This is a genomic window from Deltaproteobacteria bacterium (genome assembly GCA_016183175.1).
Lineage (GTDB): Bacteria > UBA10199 > UBA10199 > UBA10199 > SBBF01 > JACPFC01.
In genome coordinates this window covers 1-17,959 of sequence record JACPFC010000058.1, presented here as the reverse complement: position 1 = coordinate 17,959, position 17,959 = coordinate 1, and the positions used below count along the sequence as shown (strand labels likewise).

Below are 17,959 nucleotides of genomic sequence, written 5' to 3'. Positions count from 1 at the left end.
CCGGTTGCGCTTGGGCCGTTTTCGTCAAATGACAAATGAACAAAAAGATAATTTCCCTTCGGCAGAGGCCCACCGGCGGGGATCATGGAAACCCCTTCAATAATCCCTTTTCCCCGCGTAACGGCGGTCATGGCGCCCTCAAGTCGCTCCAATTCAGGCCTGGTTTTTTTCATTTGTCGCCAAGTGGAGTCAAAATCGGTCCGGGCCCATCGCCGGAGAAACTCCGCGTGAGTCATGGGGGCCCAGTCTCCCAGGCTTCTCTCACGGCCGGCCATAAAACCTTCTTCCAAAATAGCGGCGGCGGCGCGCCGGAGCAGGGACGGCTCAAAACGGACCGATGAATTGCCGAACAGGGCGGCAAGAGGCAGATACGCATGCGGCCCATGCACATCCGTTACGGCAACGCCCCGTTCGTCAAAAGATAAATCGACCATCGTGTAATTGGCGCACCGGGAAAGGGACTCATGCGGAAGATGGAACGAAACGGCGGAAGCCGAGCCGCTCAACAGATTTGCCGACAAGGCAAGGCGGACCTGTTTCAATCCGGGATGAGATTTTCTTGTCTCCCGCCAAAAACCGTTGAAATCAATTTGTCCCAGCCTTCTCTTGAATTCTTCCCGACCAACCGTCCTCCATCCACTCGTCCACCTTTCGATCCCCTTCATGAGGGCCTCTTCGAGAACGGCGGCAACGGCGGTTCCCGCCGCTTTTTCCAGTGCGGAATTTTCGGCAGTTGCGGGCGCTTTGATGCCGGGGGCGACCGATCCGGATTTTTGAACCCGCGCGGAATTTACAGGACCGCGCCCGGTTTTTTTCAGCGCCCTGGCCGCCTCCTGCGCGATTTTTGGGGGGGATTTTTTTGCGAGCCGTCCCAGCGCCTTTTTCGATTCTCCCGCTATCCATCCGTTTGGATGATCGAGCCCTTTTGTTTCCAAGGCTCTGACAACCGCCGGAGTGATCCTGCCAGGATCTTTTCCCGCCAGGGTAAAAAGGGCTTCCAGGATCCAATAACTGACCGTGAAATCCGCGTCTTTGAGGCTTGAAACAAGATACCCGATCTCTTCATCGGTAAGCCCGTTGCGCCGCGCCTTGTCCGTCAATGCTATAATTTGTGAAATCTCCGGCAATACATCACCGTCCCCCTCCGTTTTAAAGTCGCCATCATCGACAGGGTCCTCCGAAATACCGAAGTCTTCATGGTCTTCAGGCGTGTAAGGGTCCCCCCCTCCTTTCAGACCGGATTTTCCGTTGCCGGCCAAAAAATCGTCCCGAAGTCGTTCAAACTGTTCCGGGGTCAGGTGGAGAAACTCGTCCAAGGCAAAAACCGGGACTCCCTTCCCTTCCACAAATTCGACGGCCCCGGGCCAAATGCGTTCCCTTTCACTCACCACGACTGAAAGACCGTAATCGTTTTTTCGGCAGAGGGGACCGAGCCAGTTAAGCTGGGCGCCGACACGCGAGGCATCCATCGTCCCCAGACTTCTTTTTAACTCCACCAGAAGCTCGTGGTCCCCTATTTTGAGATGGAGATCAACCTCATGCCCGTCGTATTTAACCGAAATTTTTTCAATGCTGATAAACGGATGATCCTCAAGTTTTTTGAGGGCCTGCAATTCAAAAAAATGGCCGTTCCCGCCGGAATTGCTCCCGGCAGTTTTGACGTAGTTTTCGAGGTAGTGGGCCGGATCGCCAAATTTTGAATAATGCCGCCTCATCACATCGACAACAAATGCCCGTTCTTCAATTTTCAAAGGAAGATCGGCATCCCCCACAAGCCTCAAAAGGGCCTTTCGGCTGTCATCGGTGGAGAGCTTTTTTAGAAGATAACAGGCATGATCGAGGGTGGCGGCATCCAGTTTTGAAACAAACGCCTTAAATCTTTCGCGGGAACCCCGCTGGTATTTTTCCTGTCGGGAGGCCAAGAGGAGAATACAATTTAAACGTTTCGGCCGATCCGGCGCTTTGTCGACGCGCTTGCCGTAAGCATCGTCCGCCGATTTGACGCCGGCGAGATCGTCAGGCTTGCCGGGGGCCTCGTCGGGGGATGATTCATTATCCTCGAATTCATGGTCCTCCGTGATAGAGTCGGGACTCCATCCCCCACCGCCAGCCCCATCAGACCGCGGGAATTGCAGGACATTGTCTCTGTCGTTGGGGGGAAGACTCGGCTCGCCGTCTTCCACCCTAACCGCCGTTCGAGGTTTGCCGCGAATCATCTCGGCAACCGTTCCCACTTTGGCAAAGCCGCCCGCAGAGGAAAGGAGGGCCAGCTCGCGCCACTGTTTGCCGGAAAGGGCAGTGGCGTTTCCATCGAGGGTCTGACGAACATACTGGTCGATCCCCTCCTCCACCGTCTCCACCCCCGCATCCATGCCGAGATACGCAACACCACGGACGCCGCCGACGGTGTATCGGGCAAACAGATTTCCAATGACGTTGTTGTGCCCTCCGTGCGAAACAGGCAGGGCGCCGGTGACTGCCATCGAGAGGCCGGTGGAGAGGGCGTCTTTTCCCCATGACACGAGCGTATCGGGTTGACCGCGGACCTCGCCGGTGCCGACGGCAATCGCATTCTCCGCCGTGGAGATATAAGCCCCATATCCAAAAGCCTTACCCATGCGCTTCAAAACCGAATCGGCTTTATCGACCGTCTCCACCGTGGCAGAGGCGGTTCTGGCGGCGAGGAGCGCCGCCCGGGCCGCCTGAAGATCCTTGCCGGTCATGGCCATCCGCGCGGCGATCCCGGCGGCCGCCGCCACGCCGCTGGTGGCGATGCTGGTCGCCACAAGAATTAATGTGGTTTGCAGAAGGCCAAGCGTCTGCTCGATCCCTTCCATCTCGGAGGCAACGAGCGCCGTATAAAGGGCGCCCCCTTCGCTTAATGAGCGAAAGACTTCTTCAATCGTCTGGCCGATCATTTCTTCCGTCGGAACTCTGGAAAGCGCGTCGATCCATTCGTCAATCAGGGCGTTCGCCCTTTCTATGTCAACAATGTCCCCGCGATTGAAAAGGGAGGCGGTATTCGAAATCGCGCGCGAAATAAACTTGTGCTGTTTGTAGGAATACCAGAGGCTTCGTTTGGTCTCTGGGAGGCCGTCGATAAATTGGGCGGCCACCCTCCCCCCGACCCCCGCCTCCGCCAAATGGCCGGCGGACAGGCCTCGAGGGAGGGGGGAAAATATTTTCTCCCCCATCTCCTGTGAAAATTTGATTTCATCGGAGAATCTTAAAAGATCGTCAAACGGGGCGCGGAGGGGGGCGAGCATGTTTTGGACAAGACTGTCGAGGCCAGCGCCGACGGTGAGATCCGCGGCTTTGTCCCAAAGGGAGGAATCGATCGGACCGCGGAGAAAATCCTGAAGCTTGTCGTTGAAGGTCTCCAAAAACTCTTCCGATCCGATCAAATCCGCCCTCTGAATGAACTCCGTCGCATTTTCCAAAACATAGGCGCGGGCCTCGTTGACCTCCTCGCGCTCATATCCGCCCTGGAGCCTCCCCCAGTTGTTGTCATCGGCCGCCCAGAGCCAGAGGCGGGCCAGCCGCCCCTGCAATCGACTGACCGGATCGGGTTGACCCAATTTGAATTCGGCAAGGCGGGCGAAGTGGGCAATGGTGGTGGAATCGATGGAGGGATCAAAAGAGGGGGCAACTATTTTTTCCGGCTCCTCCACAGACTCTCTCTGCCGCCTTTCCACATCGGCATAGACACGATCGGCTGACCGGGTGATCGCCGAGGCCCCCTTGACGGCCCCTTCAAGCTCACGATCGGTGACGCCGATATTAAAATAGTTCCAGCCGCCAACCTGTTCATCCACCAGATCGGCCTGATATTCGTCCACCACCCCCTTTCCGGCGCGGGCTATGCCCTTGGCCAGATTGATTTTCAGTTCATCGTACGCGTATTCATCAAAAACACCGGCGAGCCGCCGTCTTCCCTCCTCCGACGAGAGATGGTTTTTGGCAAACGCCTCGGCGTCGATTTCGATCAGCTCTTTTTTGAATTCGTAGAGAAGATGTTCCGCGTAGTAACCGGTTATCTTGAGGAGCTTGCCATCTCGACTGATGTGATAGTCCGAATTGATTTCACGGTAAAGAAGTTGGAAAAGGATTTCATGATCCTTTTTGGCCACGAGTTCCGAATAGGGGGAGCCAAAGAGGATTCCGTCATTCACCCCCGCCTGATCGACAAGGAATTGGCGAAACTCCAAAAAATTTTCGGCCGGAACGCGGGTGAGATCGATCGCGCCGTTTTGATTGCGGACAAGGTTGTTTACATGGGGGCCAAGGAGGGCGCACAGCTCGTCGATAACCGGTTCGAGCGGCGGGGTCTCCCGTTGCAATGCCGATTCCGTTTCGCTGTACAGGGAGACAAGGCCCTCATCGGTCAAGGCCTCTTCGGCCGCCGGTTGTTGATGATCGGTTGTAACTTTTGAACCGGGCATTTTCAAGGTAGTGCTTTATCGGCACTTTCGAAAAAAAGTTGCTAAAAATACACCAACTGACAACCCCTAGCCATAAATAAAACTAACGTCAGTTTTTATAAAATTTACTTGAAAATGACGTTAGTTTTTGTATAATCCAGCCATGTGGATAGAGCGAGATGGAAAGAAAAACACGTTATTACAACTAGTTAACACTCTAAAATCCCAGGTCCTCATCATTCGAGGGGCCCGGCAGGTGGGAAAGACCTCCTTTATTTTAAAGGCGCTTGAAGAACTTCCCCGGTTTCCGCAGATCCGCCTGAATCTCCTTTTCAAAGGCGCGCAAACAGTCAACGGCCTTTTGTTTTACGGCCGCGACTATTTCGGCCATGACGAAGAGGCGGGTGAACTTCTCAACAATATCGCTCTCGCCTTTGGTCCGTTGGAAAAAATGGAGACGCCCGTCATTATATTCATCGATGAAGCCGACCGTCACCCGGTCAGCCTTGAAGCGGTTCAAAAACTGGCCGGCCTGGGAGGCAAGCTTAAGGTGATTTACACCGGTTCGAACCTCGAAAATATCCAGACCAAAAATGCCGCCACCGGCCGGAAGTGCTGTTTCGACCTCTATCCCATCACCTTTGCCGAATTCCTGAAGGCCTGCGGAAAGGGGCCCGAACTGAAATATCTCAAGGAATATTCGCTCGCCAGCCCTCTTTTTTCCGAACATTACCACCAGTCTCTCACCACCCTTTTTGACCTCTACCTCCGCCTGGGAGGGATGCCGCGGATTCTGGATACATTTATCGACAAACAAAACACCGCCCGTGAATTGCCCGGGCTGATTGCCGATCTTGCGGCCAGCATCGAGGAAAACGTCAAACTGGTGCTTGGGGAAAAATCGCGGCTCTATGAATATGAGGATGTCTTAAGAAAGATGGCGCTTCTCTCGATGGAAACGCTCAAATTCAGCCGTCTGCAGGTTCAGCATGCCGGACAAAAAGAGGCCAAAAAACTGGTGAATAAAACCGTTGGGGCGCGGGTGGCCCATAAAATAAGGCTGTATGACTCGGGAAAGGATCTTTCGAAATACATCCTCTTCGACGCCGGAATCCTCAACTATTTGCTCAACGGTTCGGACCTTTTGCGCCAGAAAATCGTCTCGCTCCATCTGGCCCTGCAATACGAAAACGTGGTGGGAGACGAAATTATCGCGAACCTTCCAACGCGGGACGACCTGTACTATTGGAAATCGGAACGCGGCGCCCAAGTGGAGTTTCTGCTTAAATCGCCCCGCCTGACCGCCATCGACGTCAAATCGGCCGGCGGCAACGTCAAATCGCTCAACAGTTGCGCCAATTATGAAAAAGAAGCAGACCTTTTGGTGAAAATCGCCAAAGAAAGACCGGCCCTTGACAAATCGCACGTCGCCAAAATACCCAATCAGGGCCTCTCCCGCAAAATCCCTCTCGCGACCATCCCTCATTACCTGTCCGGCCGCCTTTTGGAACTGATCTAAGTTTTCAAAAAATCTTCCTTGTAGATTCTCACGGAGGCGAGAAAAAGGGCCATCAGAACCGGCCCGAAGAGGATGCCGATGGGGCCGAAGAGTTGGATGCCGCCAAAGAGGGCAAAAAAGATGAGAAGCGGATGAATTTTGGTCCGCTCCTGAATGATGAGCGGCTTGATGACGTTGTCGATGCCCGAAATAACCACCAGGCCGTAGAGGGTCATGAAAATTCCCCACCCGACTTTCCCCTGCGTAAAAAGCCAGATGGCAACGGGAAGCCAGACAGCGGTGGCCCCGATAATCGGGACCATCGACATAAAAAAGGTGAGCGTCCCAAAGACCAGAAAGGCGGAAATGCCGGCGATCCAAAAACCGACCCCGGCCAAAACCCCCTGAACAAGGGCCGTCGCCAGATAGCCGTAAACCGTCCCGTAGATCATGTTCTTGACCACGTCGGTCAGCCGCTTTTCGTGTTTTGCCCTTAACGGCGAGAGGTCGAGCAGGGTCCGGACGATTCCCGGCCCTTCCATGAAAAGGAAAAAGATGCTGATGTGCATGACAAAAAAGTTGAAGACAAACGAGCCGGTTCGCCCCAGCACCTGCGGGGAAAAATTGTAGAGGTAAACCGCCGCCTCCTTTCCCACGCGGGTCAAAAGATCGCCAAAATCGATTTCAATCCCGAAACGCTCGTGAAGGCTTTTTGTCAGGGGCTGGACATGGGCCTGGTAGAATTCGTGGGAGGTCAGAAACGAAAAAACCCCGGCCGCGTTCAGGTGGGAGACCAGATCGAAAATCTGGTTCACGATCAGGGCGGTGACGAGCCCCGCGGGGAGCACGAGAACCAGAAAAATGAGAAAGGTCGCTGTGAACGAGGCCAGATACCGCTTTCCCCGCACGAGCCGAAGGAGAGAAGCGTAAAGGGGGTTGAGCAAAAGGCAGATGATGGCGCCGAGACAGACGGCGACAAGAACGGGCCGCAGAAGAACAAGAAAGGCAATTGCAAGAGCGACAAGGACAACCAGAAACGCTCTGCGTTCGTTTACCGAAGAAAGGTCCACCGCAATGGTGTACCCGATTTGGCGAAAGCCGTCAAATCGGGGTGAAACTCCAACGTGCCGGTAATTGTCCCCCTCCGATAAGATGATTTGTTCAGGAAACGATTATTCCCGCCAGCATCAATTTGAGGGGCCTTAATTCCCTGTGAAAAGGATCCAGCACGACACCCAACGATTCCAGGGTTACAGCCCCTAATAATGGGGCATCTCCCTCCTCCCCAAAGATGACCGGGGCCGCTCCCAGCTTGCCTTGATAGGAAAAAAATGCATTGCCTCTCTTGCGGCTGATCTTCTCGCCGTTGGCAAGATAATAATGCTCCTCTCCCGTCGGCTCAATTCCCAGTTCATCAAGCACTTGCCGGGGAACCAATGAATAGATGGCCCCCGAATCAACCAGAAACTGGACGGTTTTAGTCTTCTCGGGCCTCGCCGGATTCACAACATCCAACTCCAAATAAGTAAGTCCCATGATTTAAGACTACTTGATGGGGTTGAAATGTCAACCATGATGAGTGTCTGGTCAGGCCGTAAGGAATGCCAAAATTGCCCGACTCTCCCCCCTGCCGCCCCTGTACCGATTTACCCGGTTTGTCAAAGTTTTGGCTTTCAAAATGATAATTTTCTCATTTGGGGCGATGATTGGCCGGGGCTGTATTTTTATTTATCCTTAAATTTCAAATTGTTATAAATTTTCAGGACATGTGATGGTCTGGCATGAATTTTGCTTAAAATAAAGAAGTTGTCGAATAGGATATTTGCTCTATGTCATGGGGAGGCTGTCCAATCGGGAAGGAGAACCGTTTTATTTGGAAATTTATGAAAAAACCACTCGTCTGGTTGTTTATCGGATTTATGTTCCTGTTTACGGCTTCCACTGCCCTATCCGGCCTCGTGAAAGGAACCGGTAAATCAAAGGAAACCTCCAAAAAAATCAACTTTGTTTTTAATTTGAAGGTGTTTATCAGTCCGTCCAACGCCCAGGTGGCCCAAATAATTTCCCGGCTTAAGGAAATAAGTGAAATCGAAGCGGTCGGGCCGCGTTTGCTGAATCTTACTTTTGACGATAGTTCCACAGCCCTGTGGCCCTGTCGAAGCTCCCTTTGCAGGGGGGAGGATGAAGCCTCAGCTTTTACTGCCGCCGCGCTGAAATCTCTGGAAGAATTTGCGGCGGGAGGTAAAACGGTTTTCGATAGTCGGGGAAATTTAAAACCGGCGTTTCTAAGCAACCAGGAAGAAACAATACAAATGGCGATGTCCGAGGAAGAATTAGCGCAACTTGAGGAAATTATGGACAGGGGTTCGCTCACTTACGACACAGAAAGCCTGTTTGGTGTGTTGGCGGACGACTATATCAATTATACTTATAATGAAGTTGTTGAACTCATTGGCGGTCTAACAGATGAGATGATAGCTGACATATTCGCCGGAGCGGCTGTCTATGCGAAGGGGGGTACCTATTCGTGGGGTGGTAGCTGGTTTAAAGCTGATGACGGCACCCTGTACACGAGTGCTCCCGTTGACGGGAAACAGGGATCGGGCGATACATGGGCGCACAAAGACGGCAAGTCCACAAAGGTGAACGATGATGATGATGATGATGATGGGGTCCCGAATGATGAGGATGATGATAATAAGGACGACGAGGACATCGCACCCTGGACAGAAGTAGGTCTGATCGTGTCGAAAGCGGAGATCATTAACGTCTTGGCTGAATATACAGAGGTCACCGATTTTCAGAATTTAGTTGTGCAATACCATTCAGGCGTTCTGACAGAGGGGCAATTCACGACAAAGGCAACCGCCCTTTTAAAGGCAGAAACGACAAAGAGTCTAAAAACCACTTTCAAGGCCTACCTGAAGTGAAGCCGTAGGGTTCAAAATGGGCCGCAGGGTTTACCTGTTGTCACAATCGTACTTCAAATAATTTAAATCCCCAAAGGGGATAAGCCCCTCCTCGTAATCCTCATTGACTTTAAGGATCATCGCCAACGCCGCATCCTCCCCGTTCGCCTCCGCTTCCCAGCCGACCCGACAAACCTCCCCGATATACGCCTCCTGCTCCGGTTTCAATGGGGGGTTCTGCGGAGACCCTGCCTGCTTTTCCTCCCGTCGAGTCACTATTTTAATCCTTTTGGCGCCTTTGGAGGGCCCGCTGTTTTTTGAAGTTTCCAAACCTTGATTCGCTTGAACAGATAACAAAGGGCGTTCCTGGTAAGGGGGAAAACCGGGAAAGACCCCTGAAAAATAGCGGACCAAATCTCTTCTCTGCCTCTCCGTCAGCTCCAAAAAAATCGAGATGCCGGAGTGTCGTGTGGCATAGTCGATATCATCAGGCGTAATTGTGGGAGGATCCCCATCATAAATATTATCCAACCAACAAAGGACTTCATCTTTTTTTAAATCTCCATCCCAGTTGGTGCAGGGGCTATCATTTTCGACTCCTGCAATGATGCGGGGAAGATCGTCGATTGAGGGGGAATGGTCCGGGTAATGATCCGGAACCGAATGTCCGTTGATTGTGGTCATGCCCCCTTATCGGCTCCAAAAAAAGTAAGTTGCGTCTATTTTTTTCTCCGTCAAGTATCCCTGAATTTTTTAAACCGATTAATGATACATATAGTTTTCAAAATATTTAATTACTAAAAATTTATATTTAAAAAACACTATAATATTAAATACTTATTTAAATATTTGTACACAAATGTGTACTAAAAATTTTATTATATATTGAATTTGGGTACACATCGTGATATAAAGAAAACATGAGAGAGGGCACCGACACTTCAAAAGTCAACTTGTTCGATTACCTCGACTACCGCCGGTTTCTGAAGGATTGGTATCACAGGGCAAAAAAAACCGGTACCCTTTCTTTCCGGGTTTTTTCGCAGAGGGCGGGGTTCGGTTCCCCCAGCTTCCTTAAACTGGTCATGGACGGGGAACGGAATCTCACCGAAAAGAGCCTGGCCAAATTCGTAATGGGGCTCAAACTCAACCGGCAGGAACAGGAATTTTTCAGGAACCTGGTCTTTTTCAACCAGGCCGAAACTCCCAAGGAAAAGGATTTCTATTACCACAATCTTTTGCGTTCCAAAAAATTCAGTCAGTTGAAGCCGATCGAGAAGGATAATTACGAATATTATTCCACATGGTATCATCCCGTCATCCGCGAGCTGGTCATCTCGAAAGACTTCGACGGCAGTCCGGAATGGCTGGCCGGCCGGGTTTATCCGCCCATCACGAAGCTTCAGGCGGAAAAATCGGTCGAACTTTTGGAAAAACTGGGGTTTCTTGAACAAACAAGCGCCGGGCGGTTTCGGCAGGCCCATGCACTGGTTTCAACCGGCCCCGAGGTCAAATCGTTTGTGGTTCACAACTATCACAAACAGCTCCTCGACTTGACCAAAGAGGTGCTCGAAAAACTCCCGCTCGAAAACCGGGACGTAAGCGCCATTACCCTGGGGATTGTCCGGGAGCGCGTTCCCCAGCTCAAAAAGGAAATTCAGGAATTCCGGCAAAGGGTCATGAAACTGGTCTCGGTGGATATGGAACCGGAGGAGGTCTTTCAGCTCAATATCCAGTTTTTTCCGCTAACGAGGTCAGTCGATCATTTTAAGGAGGAAGAAAAATGAAAACGATTATTCTTCTTTTTTTGCTGTTTGTCACCGCCTGCGGCGGGGACAGCGCCACGGGAGCCACGGAAACGGGCAACTCCGTCGGGGCCGCGTTGACTTCTATCTTTGGAGGCGAAGAGGAGAGCGCCGGTCTAACCAGCCACGGGTTGCTTCTGGCCCGTCTGACCGATTTGTTTACGCGCAAGGCATCAGCCCAGGAGGAAAGACAGACCGCCTGCGAGGTCATTGCCGGTGAGACCGCACCGAGCGACGTGGAAACCAGCCTCTCGATTGAAGCCGGAACCTACGGGGCCCCCTCCAACTCGATTACCGTATCCGCCGATGACGACTGCGAAGACGGCGGAGAGTATGCAAGTTTTAACGTTGCGTCCCATCCCCTCGACTGCACCAACGGGGCCGGCGAGACAATGACCCTTCTGATGGTAAACAGCAGTGGAATCTGGCGGGAAAATATTGACACCAACAATACGGAAATCTACGGGACCTTCAACATGCAGTTGGGGGACGAAACGGCGGAAAACATCCGCTGTTCCCTTTTGATCGAACACGATGAAGATGATGAACCCGGGGATACCGGGACCTTTTCGGGCAGTTGCGAGGACGAGAACGGCAATGCGGTGGAACAGTCCTCCGATTTGACCTGCACCGATGTGGAATGAGGGAGAATAAAAATTTCTAAACGGGGATGGAAAAAAGTTGGGTCCTAATCAAAAGAGGAGAAAGCCATGAGACACGTAAAAACAGCAGTGCTCGGCGCCATTGTCGCCTTCATTTTGGGGGCTTGCGGTGGTGCTACGAGTGATAGCGCAACAGACGCATCCGGAGACGAGTCCGGGGCGGAAAATGTGGGGGCCGCAGTCGGCTCCATCTTTGGCGGGGAGGAGTCCCTCGCGGCCCTTCAAAAGAAGGAACGCGTTCTTTCCCGTCTGGTCGATCTTTTTGTCCGCGAGGCCAAGGCCCAAGCGGGACAACCGACCGCCTGCGAGGTGATTGCCAACGAAGACGACCCGGACGATGTGGAGACCAGTCTCTCGATAGAGGCCGGCACTTACGGCATGACCGGGGCGACGGTGACCCTCACAGCCGCCGACGGATGCGATCAGGGGGGCGAATATGCCTCCTTTTCGCTGGAGTCCCATTCCCTTGATTGCGAGGATGGCGACGGAAACGAGTCCACGCTGACCATGCTCGACAGTTCGGGGGTGTGGCGGGAGAATGTGGACACCAACGTGACCGAAATCTACGGAACCTTCAGCGTGGAGGTTGAAGGGGAAACCTTCAGCGACATCCAGTGCTCCTTGACCATTACCCATGGAGACGAGGGAGATGGGGAATTTGGCGGGGACTGCGAGGACAGCGAAGGAAGCGTTATCGAGCAGGCCGGCGAGACAACCTGCACCGATCATTCGTAAGAGCGATCGGAGAACCACTCGGTAAAAACAAATGCCCGTCAGCCGCAGGCTGACGGGCATTTTTGTCGCCTGGTTATTCCCTCCAAAAACTTTTCACATGCGGATAGTTGAGGATTTTGTCGTCCTTTGAAATGAGCATGGCCCCCAGTTTTTGGGCGGTGGCGACGATGATCCGGTCGGCGGGGTCCTTATTGGGAAAAGAGGGGAGTTCGGTTGACCTTAAAAAAATCCAGTGGTCGACAGGAATGATTTTGACAAATGAAAGGTTTTCCAACCTTTGGGTCCATTCGTCAAGGTTTCTTTGAAGGTCTATTTTCTTTTTCCGAACCAGCAGGGAAACTTCCCAAACTGAAACAGCCGATAGATGAATGGAGTTTGTTTTTTCATGATTGGCGATTTCCCGATTGACCGGGAGGGAAAGCTCTTGTGAGCCGTCAAGCCACCATAAGAGGATGTGGGTGTCGAGTAAAATCACGGCAGAAGTTCCCAATCCTCAAGCCCCACCGGCTCGAAAGGATCATCGTACTTCAAAACGGCGCCTCTAAACCATTCGAGGGGATCTTCCTTTTTGTTCGATTGATCGGGTTTAAAGGGAATGATTTGCGCTACCGGACGCCCGCGATCGGTAATCGTTATGGTCACCTTGTCCGATTCAACTTTTCTAAGGTAATCCAATAGCTTGGGTTTTATTTCCGATTTGGCTACGGTTGTTTTAATGGCGCTCATGACCATGTCATTATGACCTGGTCATATTTGAGTGTCAATCCCCGCAAACTGCTAGTTTATACATGTATAAATTAGAGCCAAATCTAAAATACTCATGCCCGCACCTAAAATGCCTGCGGAATGGCTTGATCAACGGCTTAAAGCCTCTTTTACAAAGAGATGCTTTTGCACCGCCGTATAAAAGCGCTCGTAGACACCGGAGTCGGTGACCAATTTTGCCTGCTCGTAGCCGGGTTCAATGCCGGTACCGGTATAAGTGCCGGTGCTCAAGGCGGTCACCGTGGTGAGAACCGAAAGGAAACCGGCCGACTTTTTGGAGACGACTTCAAAAAAGTTGGCCCGCACCCTGCAACGATTTTTTGATGAATCGTCAAACGTAATGGAGCCATCCACATTTTTCACGGTGCCCATCATAAAAGACCGTTTGCCCCCCGTTTGCGCGTAGACAAAACCCGCCTTTTGGTCGGCATCCTTCAACTGAAAGTTGTTGTCCTGCAGGGAACCCAAAACGGCCCTGAAAGTCGCCGGACAAGACGCGTCAAAGTCTTTGGTTTGAAGCACCTGAATCTGCTGGGTTGAAAGTTTTTTCTTTTTTGCATGGGCCTTTCCGGAAGGAATAAAAACCGCCGAAAACAAAAAAGACAGACACGCCATAGTAATAACATATTTTTTCATATTCATGGGCGTTGCTCCTTGATTATTTTGCCAGCTCTTTTCGGACAAATAACGCCTTCTCAATGGCGGCAAAAAAACGCTGGTAGACCTCCGTGTCATCGAGCGGTTTGCCCGATTCCGATTGCGCACTGCCCCCCAAAAGAAAAATTGATGAAGAGCTTTTGGTCAGCATCATATTGACGCGCAAGGTGGTCGTTCGCTCCGAAATCTTGTCGAAGTTTGCCGACAGGGAAACTTTTTTCGTGATGCCGAACCCCGGTTTGGACCCTGTTTGCGCGTAAATCAGGCCGGCGTCGTAATTGGCCGACATAATGATAAAATTGTTGTCCTGAAGAACATTCATGGTTGTTTTGAAAACGTCCTTGAAACCGGAATGGAAATCCTTGGTTTGAAGCACCTGGGCCTGTTGCGTGGTGGTCTTCTTTTTCGCCCACGCGCCCAACGGAAAAAGCGCCGCCGACAGGACTAAAACCGACAAAAGCAAAGGGAAGAAATTTTTTTTCATAAAAGAGCTCCTTTAAAATTGGGTGGCCATCACGGAATAATCTTTCACCACGTCGCGTGAATTAAAAGTGAGGATCAGGGTCATGGTTTTTTGGGAGGACGAATGTTTACTTCCTCCCGCGCCCAGGATGATCAGGGTGCCGTACGCACCCGAAGATTTCGACTCGGATGAAATTTTGTCGTACGTCCACACCTCTTCCCCGGACCGATTCCGCGTCATGATATTGGGCGGGCCGAAGGTTTGCAAAATTTCGGCCTGGGTGGTTTGGCCTTTCACGATCTGCCCCTTTACCATGCCAAAAGTGAGATTGCTGGGTTTTACCTCACCATCCTTGTTCTTGTTTTTCGCATGGACAAAAGGCGATATCATCACCAGCAAACCGGTTAAAGCGATAAATTGTTTGAAATGTCTTTGTTTCATTTTTTCTCCTTGAGGAAATTTTTGACGGCAAAAAAAAGGAGCCAGAGACCGCAGAGAATGACAACACTGCCTATAAAAAATGAGGCCTCCTTTGTAATGGGTATCACATCTCCGGATCGTGTAGAAACACTTTCCTGGATAATCGTCAATACACCGATACCCGTGATGACAACACCATAAACAAAATAGCTTACCCAAGGTTTCGGTTTCATTCAGTAATTATTTTGATTCTTGTATAGGCTTTGTCAGCCAGATAGCATTGAGCACTTTTTGCAGTGCTTGGGGCAGGACTACCATCTGTAAAAGACTCCACACACTCTACCGTATTCTTTATCGCCTCCTGCCCCTGCGGGGTTGCGGCGCCCCCCATCACCGAATACCACCCCGATTTTGCCACTTCCCACGCCTTGACGCCAACATTTTTTGCGACCGCCAAGGCCCTCGATCCAAAACGGGCCAGCGCGCCGACTACGCCGGGCAGTTCGGGTAACGCCATAATTCCCCCGGCGCAAAGACCAAACGCTCCGGCAAAAACGCCTATCCCGGCGGCCGATCCCGCAAGGACCGCCTTTTTGGCCTCTTTCATATATACCTGTTTGAATTCTTCTCCATTCTTGTAACCGGAAATCGCCGCCTGATAGTCCCAAGGATCCATCGTTCGCGGATCGGGATATTGTTTTTGAGAAATCTCGTTGGACATAATATTTGGGGCCCTTTCGGCCCGGTTGATGCTACTCGCGTCTATTTATTGCGGGCCTCAAATGGCCCCAAACCCCGCGCCTCGCACTGGCAAAGCCAGATGCTCGGCTTTTTCCTCCTGCCCGGTTATAAGCAATTCCCATGCCAAAGGCTTGCAGGTGCGTACGTGCGTAAGTGCGTGGGTGCGTAAGTAAAATAAATCAACAGGTTAACTCCCCCTCTCTCTTCCGCCTCACTTCAGTGTGGCGGACTTCCCCCCAGGGAATAAGGCGCATACCGTCCGATTTTCGGACGGTACCGTCCGATTTTCGGTCGATTTTGTTCGTGGATCGTGTCCGCCCGAGGCGGAGTGAATCGTGGATCGTATGTATAACCCCTTGTTTTCCCTAAACCCTACACCCTAAACCCTATACCCTGTCGTACTTGGCACAGCTCTTGCAATGACAAAAGCCAACCATGCAACTTGATGCCGCCACACTGCAGTTTAAAAAGATTGAAGACGGGGTTTTTGGCAGTCTCTCCCGGTTCGGGAACGTCATCTTGATTTCCGCCGTCTGCGCCGTTCTGGCGATGATGATGATCCCCCTCCCGCCGGTGATTCTTGATTTCCTTCTGGCCATCAATGTCGTTGGGGCCCTGACGCTCCTCCTTGTTGCCATCTCCATAAGCGATTCGATGAAAATAGCGACCTTTCCCACCCTGCTCCTGGTGGCCACTCTTTTCCGTCTGGGCCTCAACATCGCTTCCACCCGGCTGATCCTTACACAAGGATACGCCGGCCACATTATTCAGACCTTCGGGCAGTTCGCCACCGCCGGAAACCTCCTGGTAGGGGTTCTCATGTTCCTCATCCTCACCATCATCCAGTTCATTGTCATCGCCAAAGGCTCCGAGCGGGTGGCCGAGGTGGCGGCGCGGTTCACGCTGGACGCCCTCCCGGGCAAGCAGATGAGCATCGACGCCGATCTTCGCGCGGGGCTTATCTCGCAGGAAGAGGCCAAAAGTCTGCGCGAAGGGCTTCATCGGGAATCAAAAATGTACGGCGCCATGGACGGGGCGATGAAATTCGTCAAGGGGGACGCCATCGCCGGCATCATTATTACTGTGGTGAACATCTTCGGCGGACTGGTGGCGGGGGTGATGCAGAGAGGTTTGAGCATTTCCGAGGCGCTTAATACCTATTCGATTCTTACAATCGGCGACGGTTTGGTCAGCCAGCTTCCGGCCCTGCTCCCGTCGATTACCGCCGGGTTTGTGGTGACGCGGGTTGCGGACGAAAAGGGGGATAAATCGCTCGGCGCCGAAATCGGCAGGCAGATTCTTTCTCAACCGAGGGCCCTTCTGATTGCGGGAGGCCTCGCCTTCTTTATCGGGTGGATCCCCGGCTTTCCGACCGCCCTGTTCACGCTGATCGCGGCGGGTCTCGCGGGCGCCTCTATTTATATCACGGTCACCTTGAAGAAAAAGGCCTTGGCGCCTCAACCGATGGAGAGCTACATCGTCAACGCGGAGACCTCCCTTTCCGAGAATTTCGGGCAGGCGGTGCCGCTCACGTTGGAGGTCGGGCCTGAACTCTACCGGGTCTTCCGCGAGGATCCCCGATGGACAAACTGCCTGGGAAACCTCTATCCCAAGCTCAAATTGCACCTGACGCATCAACTGGGGGTTGTCTTTCCCGACTTAAGGCTCTCTGTCAACGAAATGCTGGCGCAAACCTTCCGCTACCGCATCCGGATCTACGAAGTGCCGGTGGACTTCGGCATTCTGAATCCCAAACACTGCGCCTACCTGGGGGACCCCAATCGAATTGACCCTGCCGTCATCGAACCGCCGTCCAACACGACGGAAACCGTCCATGGCACGCCGGTGGCCCTGTGGGAGGTGGCCAAACGGAACGAGTTGGCTGAAAAGGGGATCGCCACCTTTGCGCCGGAGGAGATGGTTCTGCGGCACCTGGCGCGCGTTTTAAAGAAACATGCGGGGGATTTCATCGGGATTCAGGAGGTGCGCAATCAGCTGAATCTGGTGGAGATGCACTTCCCGGAGCTGGTCCGCGAGGTCTGCCCCAAAATGATGTCGATTCAAAAATTGACCGAAATCATCAAACGTCTGGTGGAAGAGAGCGTCCCCATCAAGGATTTCCGCCTGATTCTGCAGACCCTCTCCTGTTGCCAGCCCGAAACAAAGGATCCGGTGACCCTCACGGAGCAGGTGCGGATCGGCCTCCGTCGCACCATTACCTTCATGCATGCCCGGGATGGAAACCAGCTTCCTGTCTTGACGCTCGACCCGCAGATTGAGGACGAAATCAAGGGGGCGATCCAAAAGAACGGTTCGGAATGTTACCTCGCCTTATCGCCCGACCGGATTCAGGCGATAAGCGGCGCCTTCAAGCAATCGTTGTGGCAAAACCACATCAATCCCCGCCAGTGCGTGGCCCTGACCAACCTCGAAATCCGCCGCTACGTTCGGAAGATTGTCGAGGACGAAATGCCCGACCTCTCCGTCCTCTCCTTCCAGGAACTCGACCCCAAGGTGCTCATCCAGCAACTCGGCACCGTCTCATTGGACGCAAGCCCGGAAACGATTGCGGTCAATGGATAATTTGAACTGGTCGCAAATTGCGACCGGTTCAATAATCTGACCGATTCGCCGATAAAACAGGTGGTTAACCTGACCATATAACATTTGCCTGGTTAAAAATCCATCCATGTTCCATTTGACACACCGCGTCTAATCATCTGATTTATTTCCATTTTTTTTAATTATCAACGCAACTTTTGGATTGACCCTGCCGATAAGCAGTGCAAGGAACAGGGGTGGAAGTCCGGAGGGGAAGCTCTGTGACATCCGGCAGTCAGCGGAAGCGAGGGGGAAATGAGCAAGTGGCTTAAATCTGTTCAT

General features: G+C 52.4%; 17 protein-coding genes. 6 read left to right on the top strand and 11 right to left on the bottom strand.

What is annotated here, in order from left to right; translation table 11 throughout:
* On the bottom strand, positions 1–4,442 hold a 4,442-nt coding region (locus HYU99_06930; protein MBI2340078.1), incomplete at its 3' end, for a hypothetical protein.
* A 235-nt stretch (positions 4,443–4,677) separates the two neighbouring features.
* Between HYU99_06930 and HYU99_06925 the strand changes: the two genes are divergently transcribed.
* Positions 4,678–5,940 carry an ATP-binding protein gene (locus HYU99_06925; protein ID MBI2340077.1) on the top strand — a complete coding sequence of 421 codons (1,263 nt, stop codon included), beginning with the start codon at positions 4,678–4,680 and terminating at the stop codon, positions 5,938–5,940.
* Here the strand turns inward: HYU99_06925 and HYU99_06920 are convergent.
* Together HYU99_06920 and HYU99_06915 are read right to left on the bottom strand one after the other, a co-directional pair.
* On the bottom strand, positions 5,937–6,989 hold the full coding sequence (locus HYU99_06920) for an AI-2E family transporter (GenBank protein ID MBI2340076.1): 1,053 nt from the start codon (positions 6,987–6,989) through the stop codon (positions 5,937–5,939). The two genes, HYU99_06925 and HYU99_06920, sit on opposite strands and share 4 nt — an antisense overlap.
* Before the next feature lie 91 nt (positions 6,990–7,080).
* Positions 7,081–7,455 (bottom strand): aspartyl protease family protein, encoded by a 375-nt coding sequence (locus HYU99_06915; GenBank protein ID MBI2340075.1) that lies wholly within the window; start codon positions 7,453–7,455, stop codon positions 7,081–7,083.
* A gap of 347 nt (positions 7,456–7,802) precedes the next feature.
* Here HYU99_06915 and HYU99_06910 point away from each other — a divergent pair, with 347 nt between their 5' ends.
* Positions 7,803–8,849, top strand: a complete 1,047-nt coding sequence (locus HYU99_06910) for a hypothetical protein (protein ID MBI2340074.1) — start codon at positions 7,803–7,805, stop codon at positions 8,847–8,849.
* Between the two features lie 30 nt (positions 8,850–8,879).
* Here the strand turns inward: HYU99_06910 and HYU99_06905 are convergent, their stop codons facing one another.
* Positions 8,880–9,512 carry a hypothetical protein gene (locus tag HYU99_06905; GenBank protein ID MBI2340073.1) on the bottom strand — a complete coding sequence of 211 codons (633 nt, stop codon included), beginning with the start codon at positions 9,510–9,512 and terminating at the stop codon, positions 8,880–8,882.
* Positions 9,513–9,748: 236 nt separating this feature from the next.
* On the opposite strand from HYU99_06905, the gene HYU99_06900 reads away from it, so the two are divergent.
* From HYU99_06900 to HYU99_06890, 3 genes are all read left to right on the top strand, one after another.
* On the top strand, positions 9,749–10,615 hold the full coding sequence (locus HYU99_06900) for a TIGR02147 family protein (protein ID MBI2340072.1): 867 nt from the start codon (positions 9,749–9,751) through the stop codon (positions 10,613–10,615).
* Entirely contained in the window at positions 10,612–11,277 is a 666-nt protein-coding gene (locus HYU99_06895) for a hypothetical protein (protein ID MBI2340071.1), read from the top strand. Before HYU99_06900 ends, HYU99_06895 begins: the two co-directional genes overlap by 4 nt.
* Before the next feature lie 66 nt (positions 11,278–11,343).
* The gene (locus tag HYU99_06890; protein MBI2340070.1) at positions 11,344–12,030 is read left to right on the top strand and encodes a hypothetical protein; all 687 of its coding nucleotides are present in this window, start codon (positions 11,344–11,346) and stop codon (positions 12,028–12,030) included.
* A 73-nt stretch (positions 12,031–12,103) separates the two neighbouring features.
* On the opposite strand, the gene HYU99_06885 is transcribed toward HYU99_06890, so the two are convergent.
* The 7 genes from HYU99_06885 to HYU99_06855 form a co-directional block, all read right to left on the bottom strand.
* Positions 12,104–12,505, bottom strand: a complete 402-nt coding sequence (locus HYU99_06885) for a type II toxin-antitoxin system VapC family toxin (GenBank protein ID MBI2340069.1) — start codon at positions 12,503–12,505, stop codon at positions 12,104–12,106.
* Complete coding sequence (locus tag HYU99_06880) at positions 12,502–12,756, bottom strand: type II toxin-antitoxin system prevent-host-death family antitoxin (GenBank protein MBI2340068.1); 255 nt, start codon at positions 12,754–12,756, stop codon at positions 12,502–12,504. The genes HYU99_06885 and HYU99_06880 overlap by 4 nt, the downstream gene beginning before the upstream one ends.
* A 129-nt stretch (positions 12,757–12,885) precedes the next feature.
* Positions 12,886–13,431 carry a hypothetical protein gene (locus tag HYU99_06875; GenBank protein MBI2340067.1) on the bottom strand — a complete coding sequence of 182 codons (546 nt, stop codon included), beginning with the start codon at positions 13,429–13,431 and terminating at the stop codon, positions 12,886–12,888.
* Between the two features lie 22 nt (positions 13,432–13,453).
* The gene (locus HYU99_06870; protein MBI2340066.1) at positions 13,454–13,936 is read right to left on the bottom strand and encodes a hypothetical protein; all 483 of its coding nucleotides are present in this window, start codon (positions 13,934–13,936) and stop codon (positions 13,454–13,456) included.
* Positions 13,937–13,948: 12 nt separating this feature from the next.
* Positions 13,949–14,356: a hypothetical protein gene (locus tag HYU99_06865; protein ID MBI2340065.1), complete on the bottom strand. Its 408-nt coding sequence runs from the start codon at positions 14,354–14,356 to the stop codon at positions 13,949–13,951.
* Entirely contained in the window at positions 14,353–14,568 is a 216-nt protein-coding gene (locus HYU99_06860) for a hypothetical protein (GenBank protein MBI2340064.1), read from the bottom strand. Before HYU99_06860 ends, HYU99_06865 begins: the two co-directional genes overlap by 4 nt.
* Positions 14,565–15,056 carry a hypothetical protein gene (locus HYU99_06855; protein MBI2340063.1) on the bottom strand — a complete coding sequence of 164 codons (492 nt, stop codon included), beginning with the start codon at positions 15,054–15,056 and terminating at the stop codon, positions 14,565–14,567. The genes HYU99_06860 and HYU99_06855 overlap by 4 nt, the downstream gene beginning before the upstream one ends.
* Before the next feature lie 455 nt (positions 15,057–15,511).
* Here HYU99_06855 and sctV point away from each other — a divergent pair, with 455 nt between their 5' ends.
* On the top strand, positions 15,512–17,659 hold the full coding sequence (gene sctV / locus HYU99_06850) for a type III secretion system export apparatus subunit SctV (GenBank protein ID MBI2340062.1): 2,148 nt from the start codon (positions 15,512–15,514) through the stop codon (positions 17,657–17,659).
* Positions 17,660–17,959 lie beyond the last annotated feature (300 nt).